19 protein-coding genes are annotated in these 20,937 nt (G+C 62.6%); 7 read left to right on the top strand and 12 right to left on the bottom strand.

Annotated elements, in window-relative coordinates; translation table 11 throughout:
* Positions 1 to 8: 8 nt before the first annotated feature.
* From QEH68_RS10695 to QEH68_RS10680, 4 genes are all read right to left on the bottom strand, one after another.
* Positions 9 to 1,865, bottom strand: a complete 1,857-nt coding sequence (locus QEH68_RS10695) for an ABC transporter ATP-binding protein/permease (RefSeq protein WP_280627936.1) — start codon at positions 1,863 to 1,865, stop codon at positions 9 to 11.
* A 107-nt stretch (positions 1,866 to 1,972) separates the two neighbouring features.
* Positions 1,973 to 3,142, bottom strand: a complete 1,170-nt coding sequence (locus QEH68_RS10690) for a hypothetical protein (RefSeq protein ID WP_280627935.1) — start codon at positions 3,140 to 3,142, stop codon at positions 1,973 to 1,975.
* On the bottom strand, positions 3,129 to 4,034 hold the full coding sequence (locus QEH68_RS10685) for a hypothetical protein (protein ID WP_280627934.1): 906 nt from the start codon (positions 4,032 to 4,034) through the stop codon (positions 3,129 to 3,131). Before QEH68_RS10685 ends, QEH68_RS10690 begins: the two co-directional genes overlap by 14 nt.
* A 2-nt stretch (positions 4,035 to 4,036) precedes the next feature.
* On the bottom strand, positions 4,037 to 4,417 hold the full coding sequence (locus QEH68_RS10680; RefSeq protein ID WP_207593519.1) for a peptidase inhibitor family I36 protein: 381 nt from the start codon (positions 4,415 to 4,417) through the stop codon (positions 4,037 to 4,039).
* Positions 4,418 to 4,630: 213 nt separating this feature from the next.
* Here QEH68_RS10680 and QEH68_RS10675 point away from each other — a divergent pair, with 213 nt between their 5' ends.
* A complete protein-coding gene (locus tag QEH68_RS10675; protein ID WP_280627933.1) occupies positions 4,631 to 5,179 on the top strand; it encodes a TOPRIM nucleotidyl transferase/hydrolase domain-containing protein in 549 nt (182 codons plus the stop codon).
* A gap of 122 nt (positions 5,180 to 5,301) precedes the next feature.
* Here QEH68_RS10675 and QEH68_RS10670 read toward each other — a convergent pair whose 3' ends face one another.
* On the bottom strand, positions 5,302 to 6,264 hold the full coding sequence (locus tag QEH68_RS10670) for a heme o synthase (protein ID WP_089595064.1): 963 nt from the start codon (positions 6,262 to 6,264) through the stop codon (positions 5,302 to 5,304).
* Positions 6,265 to 6,692: 428 nt separating this feature from the next.
* Here QEH68_RS10670 and tkt point away from each other — a divergent pair, with 428 nt between their 5' ends.
* The 6 genes from tkt to pgl are packed head-to-tail and all read left to right on the top strand — an operon-like array spanning position 6,693 to position 14,926.
* Entirely contained in the window at positions 6,693 to 8,819 is a 2,127-nt protein-coding gene (gene tkt / locus QEH68_RS10665; protein WP_280627932.1) for a transketolase, read from the top strand.
* Positions 8,820 to 8,851: 32 nt separating this feature from the next.
* A complete protein-coding gene (gene tal, locus QEH68_RS10660) occupies positions 8,852 to 9,970 on the top strand; it encodes a transaldolase (protein ID WP_280627931.1) in 1,119 nt (372 codons plus the stop codon).
* Between the two features lie 6 nt (positions 9,971 to 9,976).
* Positions 9,977 to 11,608 carry a glucose-6-phosphate isomerase gene (locus QEH68_RS10655; RefSeq protein ID WP_280627930.1) on the top strand — a complete coding sequence of 544 codons (1,632 nt, stop codon included), beginning with the start codon at positions 9,977 to 9,979 and terminating at the stop codon, positions 11,606 to 11,608.
* Positions 11,609 to 11,623: 15 nt separating this feature from the next.
* Positions 11,624 to 13,180: a glucose-6-phosphate dehydrogenase gene (zwf, locus tag QEH68_RS10650; protein ID WP_207593514.1), complete on the top strand. Its 1,557-nt coding sequence runs from the start codon at positions 11,624 to 11,626 to the stop codon at positions 13,178 to 13,180.
* Entirely contained in the window at positions 13,177 to 14,118 is a 942-nt protein-coding gene (locus QEH68_RS10645) for a glucose-6-phosphate dehydrogenase assembly protein OpcA (RefSeq protein WP_024821021.1), read from the top strand. Before zwf ends, QEH68_RS10645 begins: the two co-directional genes overlap by 4 nt.
* Before the next feature lie 37 nt (positions 14,119 to 14,155).
* Positions 14,156 to 14,926, top strand: a complete 771-nt coding sequence (pgl, locus tag QEH68_RS10640; RefSeq protein WP_280627929.1) for a 6-phosphogluconolactonase — start codon at positions 14,156 to 14,158, stop codon at positions 14,924 to 14,926.
* Here the strand turns inward: pgl and QEH68_RS10635 are convergent.
* From QEH68_RS10635 to whiA, 7 genes are all read right to left on the bottom strand, one after another.
* Positions 14,879 to 15,274 carry an RNA polymerase-binding protein RbpA gene (locus tag QEH68_RS10635; protein ID WP_280627928.1) on the bottom strand — a complete coding sequence of 132 codons (396 nt, stop codon included), beginning with the start codon at positions 15,272 to 15,274 and terminating at the stop codon, positions 14,879 to 14,881. The two genes, pgl and QEH68_RS10635, sit on opposite strands and share 48 nt — an antisense overlap.
* A gap of 176 nt (positions 15,275 to 15,450) precedes the next feature.
* Complete coding sequence (gene secG, locus QEH68_RS10630; RefSeq protein ID WP_024821019.1) at positions 15,451 to 15,708, bottom strand: preprotein translocase subunit SecG; 258 nt, start codon at positions 15,706 to 15,708, stop codon at positions 15,451 to 15,453.
* 36 nt (positions 15,709 to 15,744) lie between these two features.
* Positions 15,745 to 16,560: a triose-phosphate isomerase gene (gene tpiA / locus QEH68_RS10625; RefSeq protein WP_207593511.1), complete on the bottom strand. Its 816-nt coding sequence runs from the start codon at positions 16,558 to 16,560 to the stop codon at positions 15,745 to 15,747.
* A 74-nt stretch (positions 16,561 to 16,634) separates the two neighbouring features.
* Positions 16,635 to 17,861: a phosphoglycerate kinase gene (locus tag QEH68_RS10620; RefSeq protein WP_207593510.1), complete on the bottom strand. Its 1,227-nt coding sequence runs from the start codon at positions 17,859 to 17,861 to the stop codon at positions 16,635 to 16,637.
* 9 nt (positions 17,862 to 17,870) lie between these two features.
* Complete coding sequence (gene gap / locus QEH68_RS10615) at positions 17,871 to 18,881, bottom strand: type I glyceraldehyde-3-phosphate dehydrogenase (RefSeq protein WP_280627927.1); 1,011 nt, start codon at positions 18,879 to 18,881, stop codon at positions 17,871 to 17,873.
* A 271-nt stretch (positions 18,882 to 19,152) separates the two neighbouring features.
* Complete coding sequence (locus QEH68_RS10610) at positions 19,153 to 19,776, bottom strand: superoxide dismutase (RefSeq protein ID WP_089595054.1); 624 nt, start codon at positions 19,774 to 19,776, stop codon at positions 19,153 to 19,155.
* Positions 19,777 to 19,950: 174 nt separating this feature from the next.
* Positions 19,951 to 20,931, bottom strand: coding sequence for a DNA-binding protein WhiA (gene whiA / locus QEH68_RS10605; protein WP_018777554.1), 981 nt, complete (start codon positions 20,929 to 20,931; stop codon positions 19,951 to 19,953).
* Positions 20,932 to 20,937: the final 6 nt, after the last annotated feature.

The raw sequence follows: 20,937 nt of genomic DNA, 5'->3' as shown, positions 1-20,937 counted from the left end.
CGCCGCTCCTACGCCCGGATCAGGTGCGCGGGGTTTGACCGCATGGCCAGAATCGCCGGGTATACGGCAGACAGGGTGCCGCTGACGAGTCCTGCCCCCAGGCCCCACATGGACGCGTACCAAGGAATTACTGCCACCCAGCCTTCACTGGCCGCGTAGGCCAGGACTGCGCCCATTCCGGCTGCTGCGCCTGCTGCCCCGCCCAAGGCTCCCACTGCGGCGCCCTCGGTGAGGAACATCGACGCCAGCATTCCTCGTCGCATGCCCAAGGCCAGTCGCAGTGCAATCTCGCTTGATCGCGCCAGCACGCCCAGGTACATGGTGGTTCCGGCGCTGAGGACGGCCATGGCGAGCAGGATGACGGAGACAATGGCCACCAGCCGGCCGAGGTCCGTATCAATCCCTTGTTTGAGTTCCCGGAGGTCGGCCACCGTTTGTACTTCCACGATCCCGGGTTCAGCAGGATTGAGTGCTTTTGGCAGTGCCTCTGCAATAGCTGCCGGCATCCCTGGACTCGTCCGAAGGACCAGGCTGGCTGCCACGTTGCTGGTCAAAGTGTAAGACCCCGCACCCACCATCACCGCTGACGGCAGTACCGGGTCACGTCCCGGGTCTTCAACGATTCCCACCACCGGGACCGCCTGGCCATACAACCACACCACGACGCCGGGACCGGGCCTTGCGATTCCCAGCTGTAGGGCGGCATCCTGACCCAGAACGGCGACGGGCCCTCCGAATGAGTGGTCCAGCAAGGCGGCGTCACCATAGGAGACGGTAGCCCCTTGGACCCGCAGGTAAGCTGAGTCGATAATCCGGACGGCTCCGTTGAAAGCGGGTTGTTCGGGAAAGGACGCAGGCCGGAATGTTGATGGCTGCACCACGGAGGATGAGAGTTCGGCGATGACTCCGGCATCGTGCACGCCGTTCAGTCCCTCGGATGCCTTGAGATCGCTTTTGACGGCTTCCCATGATGCATAACCAGCCGCTCGGGTCACCCTGACTTCGTCGCTCGAGGCTGCGTCAATCCGGGCGGATACCTTGACAGAGGCGCTCTGGCTGAGTCCGATGGCCGCAACCAATCCTCCACTGCCAAGGAGGAATGCCATGATCAGCAAAAGGGCCTTGGCGGGACGAACCGTCAGCGCAGACAGCGCGTCGGCAACAACATCAATGGCCTCGTGGCGCCGGCGCCGAACGAAGGCGCGTTGAGTGCTTTCCGGACCTGCAGCTGATGTTGCTGGAACGGGATCGGCTCCCCTGCTGTGGCCTGTGTCCGTGACGATCGCTCCATCGCGCATCGTGATGATCCGGTCTGCGGTTGCCGCAATGTCCGGATCGTGGGTCACCATGGCCACCGTGGTGCCGGCATCACTGAGCCCCCGCAGATGGCGGATGACGATGTTGCCATTCTCTGTGTCCAAGCTGCCTGTGGGCTCGTCCGCGAGGACTACCTTGGGTGCTCCGATCACTGCCCTGGCGATGGCAAGGCGTTGTCGCTCTCCCCCGGACAAGAGTGACGCCGGGGTTGCTGCCCTATGCCCAAGCCCAAACTTGTCAAGAACAGGCATGACCAGTTGTTTCTGAACCACAAACCCGATGCCCCGTGCACGTAGCCCCAACACAGCATTGCGGGCCGCGGCGTCCCGGCCCACCATATGTGATTCCTGGAAGACGAAGCCAAAAACTTCGGCCCGCCGATCTTCCCGCTGCCTCTCGTCGAACTCGGCGACGTCCGTACCTCTGATGCGATATGTACCTGACGTGGGTCTGTCCAGAAGGCCCAGGACATTGAGGAGCGTGGACTTTCCCGAACCGGAGGGACCGACTATGGCGACAAACTCCCCCTCGTGAATGTCGAGATCCACGTCCACCAGTGCCTTCGTTCCGGGAAACCCCCGGTTTACGCCCCGCAGGCTAAGGACAGGCAGGGGGTGAGCAGACCCTGCAGATTCGTGCGTGGAAGCCGGTGCGCTCATTGGAGTTTCACCCGTTCCCCAACAACCAGACCATCCACGTCAGCGATCGCCGCCCAACCATCCGCCTGTGCGGTGACCTTCACTTCAAGGCGGCGGGGCTCGTGGCTCCCTTCAATCAAGACGTACGGTGTCCCACGATCCTGGCGAATCGCTATCAGGGGAACGGCGAGGGACTCTGCAGTTTCGCTGCCTGCAGTTACGGTGACTGATTGGTCCGCCGCGAATCCCGGTGACCCTGGGGGAATTGCCACCGTGATGTCTCTTCCAGGGATTTCATTTTTGCTTGGGTCCCCCTCCAGGAAGCCGCTGATCTTCGCCACAGTGGTGTCCAGAACCGTTGAGCCGACCCTGACCGTGACGGGCGCACCCACCGCAAAACTCTCGGACTGGACAACGTCGGCCCGCGCAACAATCGAATCGTCGGCAACTCTTATGCGGGCTACGATTCCATCCTCAGCCAGCAGGGCCCCCGGGCCAGCTACGGATGCAATTGTCCCGGAGTCGCCGGGGACCTGCACGAATTCCCGCCAACGGAACATGATGTCGGACCCGGCAGGCTTTCGTGCCGCCTTGTCGGCGTCCCCCTGGGGGAGTTGAGCGGGCGCTGTGGGCGCCTTGAACCCTGCGGACCCGTACCAGGATCCCAATGCCTGCTGGGTATCCAGGTCAAAGGTTCCTGTTGTGGTGCATGCATACCCAAACATCGCCAGTGCCGTCTGGAGGGCGATGACGTCAGGTCCCGACTCCCCATGGATAATGTCACGGTACAACGGCACACTGCTGGGCAGTATCAGCAGGGGCCTGCCGGAAACGACCGCCAGCAGTTCACCGGGCACCACGACGCTCCCAGCTTCTTTGGCCACCGCCGTCACCACCAGCCTGTCAACACCTTCGGCCGGGCTTGCCTGCAGTGCGGACTGGGCTCCTGCTATGACTTTTCCCGAAAGAACCACCTGTTTGGCCACCACACGGCGCTCCACCGTGGCCGAAACAGGAACCACCTCGGGCACGGGTGGCCCTGGCTCCATCCCGGCCGTGCTGGCAGCCCCCGCCCAATAGGTGACGCCCAAACCTGCAATGACAATGGACGCGGCGACAGGCATCAGCCACCAGCGCGGAACACGCCGCATGCCGCGTCGAATCAGGATTGACTCAGAGTCTTGCATCAGCCACGCCATGGTCCCGCAGTATTTGCTTGGCCCGCTCCACGGCGGCCGTCTTCTCTTCTGCCAGGGCGTTGAGCTCGGCCTGATGGTCCTTCATCTGTGCTGCCTGGTATTCCGCGAGAATGTCATAGGGTTTCCTGGCCCCGCCGCTGGCCTCCTTACATTCAAGGTCCAGCAAGGCGACTCGAATCTCGTCTTCCTTGGAGCCGCTCGATGACAGATTCCATGAACCCGCCTCCGCGACCTTCAGGCCCTTGCCGGCCACACAGTCCTCCCAGCTCTTCCGGTAGGCAAGGTAGTCGGAATCGCGCTCCGTCAGCGCCACGGCGTTACCGGTGATCCGGTGTTGGAGGGATGTGTCTCCGGCCAGCCCCTCCAGGAGTTCGGGCAAGCCTGCCCGCCCCACGGAGTTGGTGCACTTCACTTCTTCCTCCTGCTGCCTGGCGCTCAGGGGCGGGCGCTCCGGTTGCTCGTCCAGCACCCCTGGTACTTCGCGTATCTCCGGCATGGCGCCGTTCCTGGCTGCCAATGGACGGGACCATTGACCAAACCTGTAGTCCTGCAGGGCCTTGCCTCCGCCGCCCCACGGCGCCACCGTAAACCCGGCTTCTTCCACGCAGTCGTAGATGAGGAAAGCGACCGCCGAATTTACGATCACGTTCTCACGGTCCGAGTACCAGTAGGCACTCATGGGAAGGAGCACCTCACCGCTCACTTCGTTGAGGGACGCTTTGGCCCCGGCGCCGGCAGAGCGATCGATGGCGGGCAAACTGGTGGCCATGGATTCGCTGGGCGACGATGCCGGCGGGCCGGAACAGGCAGCGCAGGCCATCACGATCCCTGCCAGCAACGAGGCGACCTTCACGGTGGACCGAAGAGCGGGCGATTGCAAGGCTAACCCCAAATGCTTGAGATCTCGTCGTCCCAGTTCACACCGGCATACATTGACACACCCCGGAGATCGTTCACTGCGTTCCCACCACGGAAGATCACTGCATGCCCGGAGTAATTGAGGTCCCGGTACAGATACACGTAGGGCGATTGAACGTTCGCGGCCGGGCCTATGACGACGGAACTGGCTTTATCGTTCGCCGCGTCGCCCACATACGAAGCGACCCAGTTGTAGGTCCGCTGCGTTCCGGTGAACCAGTAGTTGTCGTAGAGACATACACGTGCCGTGGAGCAGGCCGGCGCTGCTTGCGCGGCTGTCACACCGGTCAAAACTGAAGCCGACGCGATGGTCACGATTCCTGCAGTACGGAGGAGCGCTTTCATTGTTTTCCCCAATGCTCGTGCGGTGTGGAACGGCTCTGTTCCATTTCGAACATTAGGGTGCGCACGGCACCACCTAGACGACTTTTCCGCAAACTAGGTGGCATTTGGGCAAGAAATAGGTGCCCGGAAGGGCGAAACTAGGTGCTGCCACGAGAACTCTAGGTATAGAAGCGCGTCAAAGCCCTCCGTTGCCGCGTCCGACATACTTGTCTTATGCAGGCGACAACTGTGCTGGTCGAGGGTGAAAGCGACAGGTTGGCCGTAGAAGCCCTGGCCTTTCGATGTGACCACAACTTGGCTTCAGAACGTGTGCAAATCATCCCGATGGGTGGCGCCACGAGTATCGTCCACTACCTCGAGCGCTACGGCCCGAAGGGAGCCGGCCACCGAATACTTGGGCTTTGTGATGCAGGCGAGTCCAAAGTCATTGCCAGGGCACTCCTGCATGCCGGTGTGGGATCCGGACCGTTGGAAGAGCGCGGGTTCCAGGTTTGTGACACCGATCTGGAGGATGAACTTATCCGATGCCTGGGAATCGACGCCGTGCTCGACGTCATCGGGGCTGAAGGCGAGCTGGCCTCGTTCAGGCTCCTCCAACGCCAGCCCTTACTGCGGGACCGGTCCGTGGAAGTCCAATTACGGCGGTTCTTCGGGGGCCGGAGTGGCAACAAGATTCGCTACGCTCCCCTGCTGGTCTCTGCGCTGCCCGCCGGCAAGGCGCCTCCCCCGTTGGCTCACTTGGTTGCGTCTTTTGGGATGTGAGCGGGCGTTGGGATCAAGGGCTTGGGATGTGTGCGAGCGTCAGGTGGCGTGAGGGAAAAGCGCGACGCCGGCACTCTGGCGGGCACCGGCGTCGAACGTTGTTTCCTGACGAAGCGCGGAACTTAGCCGCCGACGATCGCTGAGCCAATGAACGGGTCAACGGCCAGTGCGATGAAGAGCAGCGTCAGGTAGCTGATGGATCCGTGGAAGACCTTCATGGCGCCCTTGTTGGAGACGTCGCCACCCTGTGCGCGCTTGTACAGAGCGTGGCTCTCGTAGAGGAACCAAGCGCCGGCGGCAACGGCGACGATCGTGTAAACCCAGCCGGCACCTCCAACGGGAACCATCAAGAGTGAACAGGCAACCATGGCCCAGGCGTAGAGGACAACCTGTACCGATACCACCTTGGCGCCGGCGATGGCACCGAGCATGGGCACCTTGGCGTTGCGGTAATCCTCGCCGTAGCGCATGGACAGGGGCCAGTAGTGCGGGGGCGTCCACAGGAAGATCACCATGAAGAGCACGATTGCCGGCCACTCCACCGTATTGGTGACAGCGGCCCAGGCGATCAGCACGGGGAAGCATCCGGCCGCTCCGCCCCACACAATATTCTGGGCCGTGCGGCGCTTCAGGATCATGGTGTAAATAACCACATAAAAGACGATGGCACCGAGCCCGAGCCAGGCGGACAGAGGATTGGCGCCGAACCACAGGATGGCGATTGACGCTGCACCCAGGATCCAGGCGAAGACCAGGGCCTCGCGCGGCGTCACCTCACCCGTGACCAAGGGGCGCTTCTCGGTGCGGTGCATCAGTTTGTCGATGTCGCGGTCGATGTAGCAGTTGAAGACGCCGGCGCTGCCGGCTGCAAACGCTCCGCCGACGAGGGTGGCCAGGATCAGGCCGATGGAGGGGAAGCCACGCTGGGCGAAGATCATGGTGGGCAGGGTGCTGACCAGGAGGAGTTCGATGACCCGGGGTTTGGTGAGTGCCAGATACGCCTTGAACTTACGGGAAATTCCGATGCTTCCCCGGGCCGGGGACGCGTTGAGGGGCGTATCAGTTGTGCTCACGGCGGCAGTCACTCTGTTCTATGCTCTGGGGTTCTCGCAACGGCTGCCGTCCCGGTCTTCGAAAGCTGACACGGGCGCATGAACCGCTGGTGGCCTCCAAATATCATACCGTGGCCGGAAGTGGACCAATGTCCGCAAAATCCGTCAATGTTTCCGAATCTTCACTCCGCTTCCGGGCCATCGTGATTCATATAAGGGAATTTCTGTCCAGTTAGTGGGATTCCCTGAGTTCCGTGACACGTTTAGGGCTAAGCTGTTGAGCAGATCAGCACACGTTGACGATCCGGGAAACCGTATTCTCGGGAATCCGTGCGTCTGGATGAGAGATCAACGTTTCAATGGTGAACGGCTGGTAGACACATTGCAGCGGGCGCCATCCTGTGCTTCCTGCGTGCCGTGTCCATACGCCTGCCGTCAGCACAGAGAGGGGCTCGGTTTTCGTGCCACATTTGGAAGAGCAAGAACTGTCATGGACCGATCTGGACAAGAAGGCAGTTGACACCGTTCGTGTGTTGGCCGCAGACGCCGTGGAGAAGGTCGGCAACGGCCACCCCGGTACGGCGATGAGCTTGGCTCCGGCAGCATACTTGCTGTTCCAGAAGCTGATGCGCCATGACCCGAAGAACCCGGACTGGCTTGGCCGCGACCGGTTCGTCCTGTCCCCCGGCCACACGTCGTTGACCCTTTACATCCAGTTGTTCCTGTCCGGTTACGGCCTGGAATTGAAGGACCTTGAGGCGCTCCGCACCTGGGGTTCACTGACCCCTGGCCACCCCGAGTACAAGCACACCGCCGGCGTGGAAATCACCACCGGCCCGCTGGGCCAGGGCTTGGCCTCGGCTGTTGGTTTCGCGTACTCCCAGCGTCGCCAGCGCGGCCTGTTCGACGCCGATGCTCCCGCCGGCGAATCGCCGTTCGACCACACCATCTGGGTCATCGCCTCCGATGGCGATCTCCAGGAAGGCGTGACCTCCGAGGCGTCCTCGCTGGCCGGCCACCAGGAACTTGGCAACCTCGTAGTGATCTACGACGAGAACCACATCTCCATCGAAGACGACACCGACATCGCCTTCACCGAGGACGTCCTCAAGCGCTACGAGGCCTACGGCTGGCACACCCAGCGCGTTGACTGGACCAAGACCGGCGACTACGTCGAAGACGTCCAGGAACTCTACGCAGCACTGCTCGCGGCCAAGGCTGAGACGAACAAGCCGTCCATCATTTCGCTGCGCACCATCATTGGGTACCCGGCGCCGAAGAAGCAGAACACCGGCAAGATCCACGGTTCCGCCCTGGGTGCCGAGGAAGTCGCGGCCCTGAAGACCGTGCTCGGCTTCGATCCTGCCAAGTCCTTCGATGTTGACGAAGAAGTCCTGGCACACGCCCGTAAGGTCCTGGACCGTGGCGCCGAGTCACGCGCTGCCTGGCAGAGTTCGTTCGAGGCATGGCAGTCCGCCAACCCGGACGCCGCTGCCCTGCTGGAGCGTGTTGAAGCCAAGAAGCTCCCCGTCGGCATCGACGCTGCGCTTCCCGTGTTCGAAGCAGGCAAGGACGTTTCCACCCGCGCGGCTTCGGGCAAGGTCCTGAACGCCATCGGCCCGGTCCTGCCGGAGCTGTGGGGCGGTTCGGCCGACCTCGCGGAGTCCAACAACACCACGATCGAAGGCTCGCCGTCGTTCATCCCGACTTCGCGCTCCACGGACGCCTGGAAGGGCAACCCGTACGGACGGGTGCTGCACTTCGGTATCCGTGAGCACGCTGCTGCGTCGATTGTGAACGGCATTTCCCTGCACGGCCGCACCCGCGCTTTCTCCGGTACATTCCTCATCTTCAGCGACTACCAGCGCCCGGCCATCCGCCTTGGCGCGCTGATGGGTGTTCCGTCCCTGTACGTATGGACACACGACTCCATCGGCCTGGGCGAAGACGGCCCCACCCACCAGCCGGTTGAGCAGCTCGCTTCGCTGCGCGCCATCCCGGGCCTGGACGTTGTCCGTCCCGGTGATGCGAACGAGGTTTCCGCGGCATGGAAGGCCATGCTGGAGAACCACGAGAACCCGGCAGGTATCGTCCTGACCCGTCAGAACATCCCCACCTACGCCCGCGGCGAAGGTGAAGCAACCGGTGACATGTTCGGTTCCACCGCAGGCGTTGCCAAGGGCGGCTACGTGCTGGCCGAAGCTTCCAAGGACGGCGAAACCGTTGACGCCCAGGTCATCCTGATCGGCACCGGCTCCGAAGTCCAGCTGGCAGTCCAGGCCCGCGAAGCCCTCCAGGCCGAAGGCATCGCAGCCCGCGTTGTCTCCATGCCCTGCGTTGAGTGGTTCAACAAGCAGGACGAGGCCTACCGCGAATCCGTGCTCCCCGCTTCCGTGAAAGCCCGCGTTTCTGTTGAAGCCGGCCTTGCACTCGGCTGGCGCGAATTCGTCGGCGACGCCGGCCGCTCCATCTCCCTTGAGCACTTCGGTGCCTCGGCCGACTACAAGCGGCTCTTCAACGAATTCGGCATCACCGCCGAAGCCGTCGCAGCCGCAGCCAAAGACTCCCTCGCAGACGTCAACGCATAACAGTCTGCTCCCCTCTCACAGGAGAAAAACACATGTCTAGCACTCCCACGCAGCAGCTCTCCGACGCCGGCGTTTCCATCTGGCTCGATGACCTCTCCCGCACCCGCCTGGACACAGGCACCCTGCAGAAGCTCATCGACGAAAAGAACGTGGTTGGCGTGACCACCAACCCGTCCATCTTCCACGCCGCGATCACCGCCGGCACGGACTACGACGCCACCATCGCAGCGCAGGCCGCGGCCGGCGCCAGCGTCGAAGAGACCATTTTTGAAATCACCACCACTGATGTCGCAGACGCCTGCGATCTCTTTGCACCGGTAGCCGCCGCCACCAATGGTGTGGACGGCCGCGTTTCCATCGAGGTGGATCCCCGCCTTGCCTGGGACACCGCCGGCACCATCGCCGAGGCCAAGCACCTCTACGCCAAGGTCAACAAGGACAACGTCCACATCAAGATCCCAGCAACCCTGGAAGGCCTCGAAGCCATCACGGCTACCCTGGCCGAGGGCATCAGCGTCAACGTGACCCTGATCTTCTCCCTGGAGCGCTACCGCGCGGTCATCAACGCCTTCCAGTCCGGCCTTGAGCAGGCCAAGGAGAACGGCCACGACCTCTCCAGGATCCACTCCGTTGCTTCGTTCTTCGTGTCCCGCGTTGACTCCGAGATCGACAAGCGCCTCGACGCCATCGGCACCGATGAAGCCAAGGCACTCAAGGGCAAGGCCGGTGTCGCCAACGCACGCCTGGCTTACCAGGTCTACGAAGAGCTCTTCTCCACCGAGCGCTGGGCAGTGCTGGCAGAGGCCGGCGCCCTCCCGCAGCGTCCGCTGTGGGCCTCCACCGGCGTCAAGGACCCTGCCTACCCGGATACCCTCTACGTGACCGAACTCGTGGCAGCCGGCGTGGTCAACACCATGCCGGAGAAAACGCTGGATGCCACGTTCGACCACGGCGTCGTCACTGGTGACACCATCACCGGCACTTACGACGAGGCAAACGAGACCCTCAACGCCCTCGAAGCCCTCGGCGTTTCCTACAACGACGTCGTCACCCTCCTTGAGACCGAAGGCCTTGAGAAGTTCGTAGGCTCCTGGAAGGAACTCCTCGCCGACGTCGAAGGCGCCCTCGCCACCGCACGGAAGGTTTCCTAACCCACCATGAGCACAATCAGCTACGACGCCAGCGGTGCCGCGCAACAGGCCATCGCCCAGCACATTGACAGCCTGGTTGAGGACAGGATCGCCACGCGGATTTTCGCCAAGGACCACACTCTGTGGGGTCCTGAGGCAGAGTCCGAGTCTGCGATCCGTCTCGGCTGGGTAGAGGCCGCCACAGTGTCCCAGGCCTTGGTCGGTGACATTCTGGAACTTCGTGACGCCCTTCGTGCCGAAGGCGTTACCCGCATTGTCCTGTGTGGCATGGGTGGGTCTTCGCTGGCTCCCGAGGTCATTGCCGTTACTGCCGGCGTCGAGCTGACTGTGCTGGACAGCACTGATCCTGAACAGGTCAGTGCTGCACTGGCGGATCGGCTGGCGGAAACGGCGATCGTCGTTTCCTCCAAGTCCGGCTCCACCGTCGAGACCGACTCCCAGCGCCGTGTATTCGAGAAGGCGTTCAACGACGCCGGCATCGACGCTGGGAGCCGCATCATCATCGTTACTGATCCGGGGTCGCCCCTGGATAAGGCGTCGCGCGAGGCAGGCTACCGCGCGGTATTCAACGCCGACCCCAACGTGGGAGGCCGTTTCTCAGCACTGACTGCCTTCGGCCTGGTCCCTTGTGGGCTTGCCGGTGTGGACATCCAGGCCTTCCTGGATGAGGCGGAGGAAGCTGCGGAGATCCTCAACGAGGACTCCGCCGACAACATCGGCCTGGCACTGGGCATAGCTTTGGGTGGTACCAGCCCGCTGCGCAACAAGGTGGTCATCGCCGAAGACGGATCAGGTATTGTCGGTTTCGCTGATTGGGCCGAACAGCTCATTGCGGAATCCACCGGCAAACTGGGTACGGGCGTCCTGCCTGTCGTTGCCGGCCCGGACTCTCCTGAGGCCCTGAACGGTGCCGACGACGTCCTGGTGGTGCGGCTGGTCAGCGCGGATGCCGACGTCGAGCTTCGTGGGAACGAGGTAGCCATCGCCGGTGGGCTGGCCTCGCAGATGTTTGTCTGGGAATTCGCAACCGCCGTGGCGGGCCGGCTCCTGGGCATCAACCCGTTTGACCAGCCCGACGTCGAGGCCGCCAAGGTGGCAGCCCGCGGCTTGCTGGACGCCCGTCCCGAACCCACCCCCGCGGCCTTCACCGACGGTGCTGTGGAAGTACGCGGAGGTGGATGGCTCGGTAACGCCTCAACGGTAAGCGAGGCTGTGCAGGCACTGCTCAGCCAGCTCGGCACGGATGGCTACTTGAGCGTGCAGGCATACCTCGACCGTATTTCCCACGCGCCGCTTGAAGGTATCCGGGATGAACTCGCGGCCGTCAGCGGGCGTCCTGTGACATTCGGTTGGGGTCCGCGGTTCCTTCACTCCACGGGCCAGTTCCACAAGGGCGGACCGGCCATCGGAGTATTCCTGCAGGTCACTGCAGCATCCTCCACTGATCTGGACATCCCGGAGCGGCCCTTCACTTTCGGCCAGCTCATTGCCGCCCAGGCCTCGGGCGACGCCCAGGTCTTGGAAGGCCATGGCCGTCCTGTTTTGCGCCTGCACCTCACCGAACGTGCTGCCGGCGTGGCCCAACTCCAGGAAGTCGTCGCTGCGTTGGCCGACCAAGCCAGCGCACTCGAAAGCTAAGGCACAGAACCAAACATGCCAGAAACTGAAAACGGCAGGAAAAACGCCGGTCTGCGGAATCCTCTGCGGGATCCGCGGGACCGGCGCCTGAACCGCATCGCCGGGCCGTCGTCGTTGGTGTTCTTCGGAGTCACCGGCGACCTCGCCCGTAAAAAACTCATGCCGGCGGTCTATGACCTCGCCAACCGTGGTCTGTTGCCTCCCAGCTTCGCGCTGGTTGGTTTCGGCCGCCGTGACTGGGACAACGCTGACTTCGCGGCCGAGGTCAAGGAAAACGTCAAAGCCCACGCCCGGACCAAGTTCGATGAAGCGGTATGGGAGCAATTGGCCTCGGGTATTCGCTTTGTCCAGGGAGAGTTCGACGACGACGACGCTTTTGAGCGCCTCGGTGATGTCCTTGATGAGCTGGATGAGACCCGCGGAACCCGCGGGAACCACGGCTTCTACTTGTCGATCCCACCCAAGGCCTTTGAGCAGGTCTGCCGCCAGCTGTCCAAGCATGGCCTTGCCCAGGCCAAGCCTGGCCAATGGCGACGTGTGGTGATCGAGAAGCCGTTTGGGCATGACCTCGAGTCCGCCCGCCAGCTGAACGACATCGTCGAATCCGTGTTCCCGGCCGATGCCGTGTTCAGGATTGACCACTACCTCGGCAAAGAGACGGTGCAAAACATCCTGGCTTTGCGCTTCGCGAACCAGTTGTTTGAGCCGCTCTGGAACGCCAACTACGTGGACCACGTCCAGATCACCATGGCCGAGGACATCGGCACCGGCGGGCGTGCAGGGTATTACGACGGCGTGGGTGCTGCCCGCGATGTCATCCAGAACCACCTGCTCCAGTTGCTGGCGTTGACGGCGATGGAGGAGCCCATTTCCTTTAATGCCGATGATTTGAGGGCGGAGAAGGAAAAAGTCCTCGCGGCGGTCAAGCTGCCCGACGACCTCTCCACCCACTCCGCACGTGGTCAGTTCACCGGTGGCTGGCAGGGCGGCGAAGAAGTACTCGGTTACCTGGATGAGGACGGCATCCCTGCCGATTCCAAGACCGAGACGTATGCTGCGATCCGGGTGGACATCAACACCCGCCGCTGGAACGGTGTGCCGTTCTACCTGCGCGCCGGTAAGCGTTTGGGTCGTCGTGTCACCGAAATCGCCGTGGTGTTCAAGCGCGCGCCGAACCTGTTGTTCCGCGACCATGGTGAGGACGACTTCGGCCAGAACGCCGTGGTGATCCGCGTCCAGCCCGACGAAGGCGCCACCATCCGTTTCGGTTCCAAGGTCCCGGGCACCCAGATGGAAGTCCGCGACGTCACCATGGACTTTGGCTACGGCCACTCCTTCACGGAGTCCAGCCCCGAAGCCTACGAGCGACTCATTCTGGACGTACTCCTGGGTGAACCGCCGCTCTTCCCGCGCCACCAGGAAGTGGAATTGTCCTGGAAGATCCTGGACCCGTTCGAGGAATACTGGGCCGGCCTGGACGAACAACCGCAACCCTATGCACCCGGCAGTTGGGGACCGGCCTCGGCCGATGACCTGCTCGCCCGTGACGGACGAACCTGGAGAAGGCCATGATTGTAGATCTTCCCGATACCACCACCTCCAAGATCTCCAAGAAGATCATGTCGCTGCGTGAACAGGGCGGCGTCATCGCCTTGGGCCGTGTCCTGACCCTGGTGGTGGTGACCAAGTCCGGGCAGGAAGAAGAAGCCATCGAGGCCGCCAATGAAGCCAGCCGGGAACACCCCTGCCGGATCATTGTCCTGGCCGATGCCGGCGTTGAGGGTCCTGACCGTCTTGATGCTCAAATCCGTGTCGGCGGCGACGCCGGCGCATCCGAGGTCATCGTCCTGCGCGGGCATGGGCACATGGCCCACGAGAGCGAATCCCTGGTGGCCGCCCTGCTGTTGCCGGATGCCCCGATCGTTGCCTGGTGGCCGCACGGAGCCCCGGAAAGCGCCTGCGAAACCTCCATCGGCCGCATCGCGCACCGCCGCATCACCGACTCCGCCAACGAACCTGACCCCCGCCGGGCACTGGAGAACATCCGGGCAACGTACAAAGCCGGCGACACCGACCTTGCCTGGACCCGCCTGACCAACTGGCGCATGCAACTCGCAGCTGTCTTCGACCAAGTCGACAGCGACCCCGTCTCAGCCGTGGCTGTGGAAGGCGCATCGGACTCTCCCAGCACCCTGCTGCTGGCTGCCTGGCTGAGCCTGGCGCTGGAGGCGCCCGTCACGATTGTGGCGGACCCTGCAGGTACCGGCATTCGGCGGGTCCGGCTGACCCGTGCAAGCGGCGATGTCCAGCTTTTCCGTCCCGGACTGTCCGTGGCGGAACTGACCCAACCTGGACAGCCGGCACAGCGTATCACCCTCCCCCGGCGCAGCCTTAAAGATTGCCTCGCCGAAGAACTCCGACGGCTCGACCCCGACGAAGTCTTCGGAGAAGTGATTACGATGGGACTGCCACTTACCAGCCAGAGGAGAGTCCAGACAAGTGCACGCTGAGCCAAGAGTTAGCATCCATCCCGACTCCAAGGTGTTGATGGCCGCCATCGCGGCACGCCTCATTACCAAGCTTGTGGATGTCCAGGACAAGCACGGCGAGGCCACGGTGGTCCTGACCGGCGGCACCGTCGGAATCGGAACGCTGAAGGCTGTGGCCGATTCAGCTGCAGCACCGGCCGTCGACTGGTCAAAAGTTAACTTCTGGTGGGGTGATGAACGCTTCGTTGCTGCTGACAGCGAGGACAGGAATACCCGTCAAGCGCACCAGGCCCTGCTGGCCCACCTGGCTGTAGATCCTGCCAGGATCCACGAGCCCGGCTCGGCGGACGACTTTGCCACAGCTGACGAAGCCGCCTTTGCCTATGCCGAGGAACTCAAGGCAGCAGCCGAAGCCGAGCATGCAGCTGACATGTCTGATAGCCGCTCCGACGAGCCTGGCCTCCTGCCGCGCTTTGATGTCCTGCTTCTTGGCGTGGGCCCGGACGCCCACGTGGCGTCGCTCTTTCCCGAGCAGGCCGGCGTCCGTGAGAAGAAACGCACGGTGGTGGGTGTCGAGAACTCGCCCAAGCCGCCGTCGTCGCGTATCTCCTTGACGCTGCCCGCCATCAACACCGCCCAGGAGATCTGGATGGTTGTTGCCGGCGAGGATAAGGCAGGAGCTGTTGGCCTGGCCTTGGCTGGCGCCAACCCGGTCCAGGTGCCCGCCTCCGGTCCCGTTGGCCGTGCGCGGACCCTGTGGCTTATCGACGAGAACGCAGCCTCACGCGTCCCCCAGCAGCTGGTCCGGAAGGACCCCGCGGGCGCGTAGCCGCTCCAACGCTCCAGTCAGGACAATTTCTGCGTCTTGGCTGGAGCGTCTCTCTTTAACGTAATCGAGGTGCGATTTGAAGAGCTCGTCCTCTGGCCGGGCCGAGGCCGGATGGCCGGGATCACGGGAGGCCGGAAGGCCGCACTTAGGGCAGTCCCAGGTCCTGGGAATTTGCTCGTCCGGCAGTTTAAGAAAAACAAGCCGGGTTTCGTGTCCTTTGGCGCACCAATAGGGAACCCGAATCCGCGGCAGCTGGACTCCCCCGCCATGGTCGCTTTGGTTTCTCGGAGTAGAACCTTGGGCCACACCTACGCGGGTGCCCCGATATCCTGGCGTGCCATGAACCATTTTCGAACCCCTAGCGACTCGGTGGTCGGCCGTCACGGCCCGTGGGCCTTTCGGCCAACACGGACATTCTAGTGCGAAGTGCTCGACGACGGCACTGGGGATGGGTAACCAACAAAAAGAGGAGTGGTCCCTGGGAAGGAACCACTCCTCTTGTGACAGATCCGTTGAGGTGGGGACTAGGAGTCGCCACCTGAGGTGAAGCGCATGATCAGGCCAAGGCCGATGATGACAGCTCCCCATGTGATACCGAGAATGATGGTGAAGCGGTTCAGGTTGCGCTCGGCTACACCGGACGAACTCAATCCGGAGCTCATTCCGCCACCGAACATGTCGGACAAACCGCCGCCACGTCCCTTGTGCAGGAGAATGAGCAGCGTCAGCAGAAGACTGGTGATTCCCAGCAGGATCTGCAGAATGACTTGAAGAACGTCCACGACGGCCTTTCGAAGAAGCGGAAAACGGGAGCCGGACTAGTCCGTGACGAGGTGGCTCTCGAACCTGACAATGTTAGCAAACTCAGCGGGGTCAAGGCTTGCGCCACCCACAAGCAATCCGTCAACGTCACTTTCGGCCATGATGGCGGCTGCATTGTTGGCCTTGACGGAACCGCCATAAAGGAGACGGGTCTTTGCTGCGACGGTCTCGTCGAAGAGTTCGGCAAGTTCGGCTCGGATGGCTGCACACATTTCCTGTGCATCCTCCGGACCGGCAACTTCGCCCGTGCCGATGGCCCAGACGGGTTCGTAGGCAACCACGAGTTCCGCAGCCTGCTCAGCCGTGAGTCCTTCAACACCGGCGCGCAGTTGGGCAAGGGTGTGCTCCACATGCGTTCCTGCCTGGCGGATCTCGAGGCCTTCGCCGACGCAGAGGACAGGGATGACGCCGTGGCGGAACCCAGCTTTGACCTTGGCGTTCAGGACGTCGTCGGATTCGTTGTGGACGGTGCGGCGCTCACTGTGGCCCACCAGGACGTAGGTGCAGCCCAACTTGCTGAGGAACTGACCGGAGATATCACCGGTGTAGGCTCCGGAGTCGAACTGCGAGAGGTCCTGGCCACCGTAGACCACCTCGAGGTCGTCACCCTGGACCAGCGTCTGGACGCCACGGAGGTCCGTGAACGGCGGGAAGACGGCAACCTCGGCACGGTTGTAGTCGTGCTTGGCGTCGGACAGCGTCCAGGCGAGCTTCTGCAGCAAGGTGATGCCCTGGACGTGGTCCATGTTCATCTTCCAGTTGCCGGCGATGAAGGGCTTGCGGACAAAGTTGCCGTTGGCAGAGGTAGTCACATGAACTCCAAAGAATGCGTTGAAATATGGAACGGCCGGCAGAACGCGATGGCGTCCTGCCGGCCGGATGGTGCTTAGCGGTCCAGGACGCTCAGGCCGGGAAGTTCCTTGCCTTCAAGGTATTCCAGGCTTGCGCCACCACCAGTGGAGATGTGTCCGAACTGCGAGTCCTCGAACCCTAGGGTCCGAACGGCTGCGGCGGAATCGCCACCCCCCACAACGGTGAAGGCAACCGTATCCGTCAACGCCTGGGCGATGGCCCGCGTGCCGCTGGAGAAGGCCTCGAATTCGAAGACACCCATGGGGCCGTTCCAGAAGACGGTCTTGGCGCCTTCGATCTGGGCTGCGAACGCGGAAGCGGATTCCGGTCCGATGTCCAGGCCGATACCGGAAGCTCCGAAAGCGCTGTCCTCAATGGCGTCCGCCCTGACGACCTCGTGGTCTGCATCAGCTGCAAAGCGGCTGGCCACTACTACGTCGGTGGGGATCACAAAGGAGGTACCCGCAGCCGAAGCGCGCTGGAGGTAGTCCTGGACTACGGGGATCTGGTCCTCCTCAAGAAGGCTTCCCGCAACCTTGTGGCCTGCTGCGGCCAAGAAAGTAAAGAGCATGCCGCCGCCAACAAGGATGGTGTCCGCTTTGCCCAGAAGGTTCTCGATCACCGCCAGCTTGTCCGAGACCTTGGAGCCACCAAGAACTACGACATACGGGCGCTGCGTGTCCGTGGTGAGCTTCCGGAGAACCTCTACCTCGGTGTGGACGAGGTCGCCCAGGTAGGACGGCAACCGGGTGGCCACGTCATAAACGCTCGCGTGCTTGCGGTGGACCGCTCCAAAGGCATCGTCCACGAAGGCGCCGTTACTTCCCGTGAGGGCAACCAGCTCGTCGGCGAAGGCGCCGCGCTGGGCGTCGTCCTTGCTGGTTTCGCGGGCATCGAAGCGAACGTTCTCCAAGATGAGTACGTCCCCGTCGTTGAGGCCGGATGAGAGCTCCTTGGCGGAGTCCCCCACCGTGTCCGCGGCGAGCTGTACCGGGAAGTCCGCCAGCTCCGCAAGGCGGGCCGCAGCGGGCTTCAAGGAGTACTTTTCTTCGGGAGCGCCCTTGGGGCGTCCAAGGTGTGCGGTAACGAGCACACGGGCACCGGCGTCCGAGAGCTTCTTGAGGACCGGAAGTGAGGCCTTGATGCGGCCGTCGTCGGTCACTGTAGAGCCGTCGAGCGGCACATTGAGGTCACTTCTGACCAGAATGTACCGCCCGCGGACACCTTCAGCGATGAGTTCGTTGAGGGTGTGAGATGTCATGTGTCTACCCTAGCCCAGCTTGGATGCGACGAGCTCCGTGAGGTCTACGAGGCGGTTGGAGTAACCCCACTCGTTGTCGTACCAGGAAACAACCTTGACCTGGTTGCCAATGACCTTGGTCAGGCCGGAGTCGAAGATGGAAGACGCCGGGTCTCCGACGATGTCAGAGGACACGATGGGAGCGTCGGTGTAGCTAAGGATGCCGGCGAACTGTTCTGACTCAGCGGCAGCCTTGACTGCTGCGTTGACTTCTTCAACCGTTACTTCGCGGGAGACGGTGAACGTGAGGTCCGTAGCGGAACCCGTGGGGACCGGAACGCGGATGGCGTAGCCGTCCAGCTTGCCCTTGAGCTCCGGCAGGACCAGTCCGATTGCCTTGGCTGCACCGGTGGACGTAGGAACCATGTTGATGGCGGCGGCACGGGCGCGGCGGAGATCGCCGTGCGGTCCGTCCTGCAGGTTCTGGTCGGCCGTGTAGGCGTGGACCGTGGTCATGAGGCCACGCTCGATGCCGAAGGCGTCATTGACTACCTTGGCCAGCGGGCCGAGGCAGTTGGTGGTGCAGGAGGCGTTGGAGATGATGTTGTGCGCTGCGGGATCGTAAAGCTCGTGGTTGACGCCCATGACGATGGTGATGTCTTCGTCGCTTGCGGGAGCCGAGATGAGGACCTTCTTGGCGCCGGCATCAATGTGCTTCTGGGCTGCTGCGGCCTTGGTGAAGAAGCCGGTGGACTCGATGACAATGTCAACGCCCAATTCGCCCCACGGAAGGTTGGCGGGATCGCGCTCAGCCAGGACCTTGATGGACTTGCCATCGACTACCAGGTTTCCATCGACAACTTCCACGGTCTGGGCGAGGCGTCCACCGACGGAGTCGTACTTCAGGAGGTGGGCGAGAGTCTCGGGGCTGGTGAGGTCGTTGACGGCGGCGATCTCAAGGTCTGCGCCCTGGGCCAGTGCTGCGCGGAAGTAGTTACGGCCGATGCGGCCGAAGCCGTTGATACCAATACGGGTGGTCACTATGTGTCAATCTCCTTGGTGCTCTTGCAAGCACGCCTAGTGAGTCGGATTTATTATTTCCAACCAACAGACCCCGCACGTCTTTGGGCAGAGGTGATTATCAGATCGGAGGGCGACCAGCCACGTTGCTGAAGGCTAACCGCCTTCCGTGATCCATCTTACGTTTAACTAAGCCTGCCCCCGCAACTGCGGAGGCAGGCTTTCCAGCATTTGGCCCCAATTCACGCAAAAAGTGACTTTTGTTACATCGGCGTGAACCGGGGCTCACCAACTAAAGGACGATGAGGCCCGTGGCGTTGGCGCGCGCGGCTTCGAAGCGCTTTGCAACGTCCGCCCAGTTGACGATGTTCCAGAAGGCCTTGACGTAGTCAGCCTTGACGTTGACGTAGTCCAGGTAGAAGGCGTGCTCCCACATGTCCAGCATCAGGAGCGGCGTGGTACCTACTGCAACGTTGCCCTGCTGATCGTAGAGCTGCTCGATGAGCAGGTTGCCACCGATGGGCTCGTAGGCCAGGAAAGCCCAGCCGGAACCCTGCAAGCCAAGTGCGGCAGCGCTGAACTGCGCACGGAAAGCGTCGAACGAACCAAAGGCGTCATCGATGGCTGCTGCGAGCTCACCTTCGGGCTTGTCGCCGCCGTCCGGGGAAATGTTGTTCCAGAAAACGGAGTGGTTGATGTGTCCGCCGGTGTGGAACGCGAGGTCCTTGGAGAGACGGTTGATGTTGGCGTAGTCACCCTTCTCGCGGGCATCGGCCAGCTGGGAGAGGGCATTGTTGGCGCCTGCAACGTAAGCAGCATGGTGCTTGCTGTGGTGCAGCTCCATGATCTTTGCCGAAATGTGCGGCTCGAGTGCTGCATAGTCATAGCCGAGCTCGGGCAGAACGTACTCTGTCACGAAATCCTCCAATGTAATGGACTGACGTCCGGGTTGGTAACTCTCGTTATGTCATCCGGCCAGCATGCTGGCCGGAAATCCTTGGCGAAGAAGCCTGCTCTTGCCTCCATCGGGAACAACCCCGGGTGGCCTCGCAGTATTTCCTCCACGCATTTTCGATTCTATGGGTGCGGACTACTCGTCCATCATTTCCGGAGTCACATTTGCCTCAGTACCCGGGATGCCCAGGTCGAGGGCCCGCTTATCCGCCATGGCGAGGAGGCGGCGGATGCGACCCGCAATGGCGTCCTTGGTCATGGGCGGATCCGCCAGGCGTCCGAGTTCATCCAGGCTGGCCTGCTTGTGGGCAACACGGAGCTCCCCGGCGTACTTGAGATGGTCCGGTACGTCGTCTCCCAGGATTTCCAGGGCACGGTCCACCCTGGCACCCGCGGCCACTGCTGCCTGGGCAGACCGGCGCAGGTTGGCGTCGTCAAAGTTGGCAAGCCTGTTGGCCGTCGCCCGGACTTCCTTGCGCATGCGCCGTTCTTCCCACACCATCAGCGCGTCATGCGCACCCATGCGGGTCAGGAGGGCAGCAATGGTGTCTCCGTCTCGGATGACTACGCGATCCACTCCGCGCACCTCACGGGCCTTGGCCTGGATGCCGAGCCGCCTGGCAGCCCCAACGAGTGCCAGCGCGGATTCGGGGCCGGGGCACGTGACTTCCAGCGAGGAAGAACGACCCGGCTCAGTGAGTGAACCGTGGGCGAGGAACGCTCCCCGCCAGACAGCCTCGGCGTCTGCAGCCGAGCCGTTGACCACCACCGAGGGCAGCCCTCGCACAGGACGTCCGCGTCCGTCCAGCAGGCCCGTTTGGCGGGCGAGTGCTTCACCGTCCCGGACCACACGGACAACATAGCGGCTTCCCCGGCGCAGGCCGCCACCGGAAACGACGATGATTTCGCTCTGGTGGCCGTACACTTCCGCGATCGCGGCCCGGAGGCGGCGTGCCGTGGAAGCGAGGTCGACTTCAGCCTCGATGACGATCCTGCCCGAAATGATGTGCAGGCCACCCGCGAAGCGCAGCATTGCCGAAACTTCAGCCTTGCGGACTGAAGACTTTTTGATGTCCAGCCGGGACAGTTCGTCCTTGACCGACGCAGTAAGTGCCATCGCGTA

Source organism: Paenarthrobacter sp. OM7, assembly GCF_029873575.1.
Taxonomy (GTDB): Bacteria; Actinomycetota; Actinomycetes; order Actinomycetales; family Micrococcaceae; genus Arthrobacter.
This window is presented reverse-complemented; position numbering and strand designations above follow the sequence as displayed.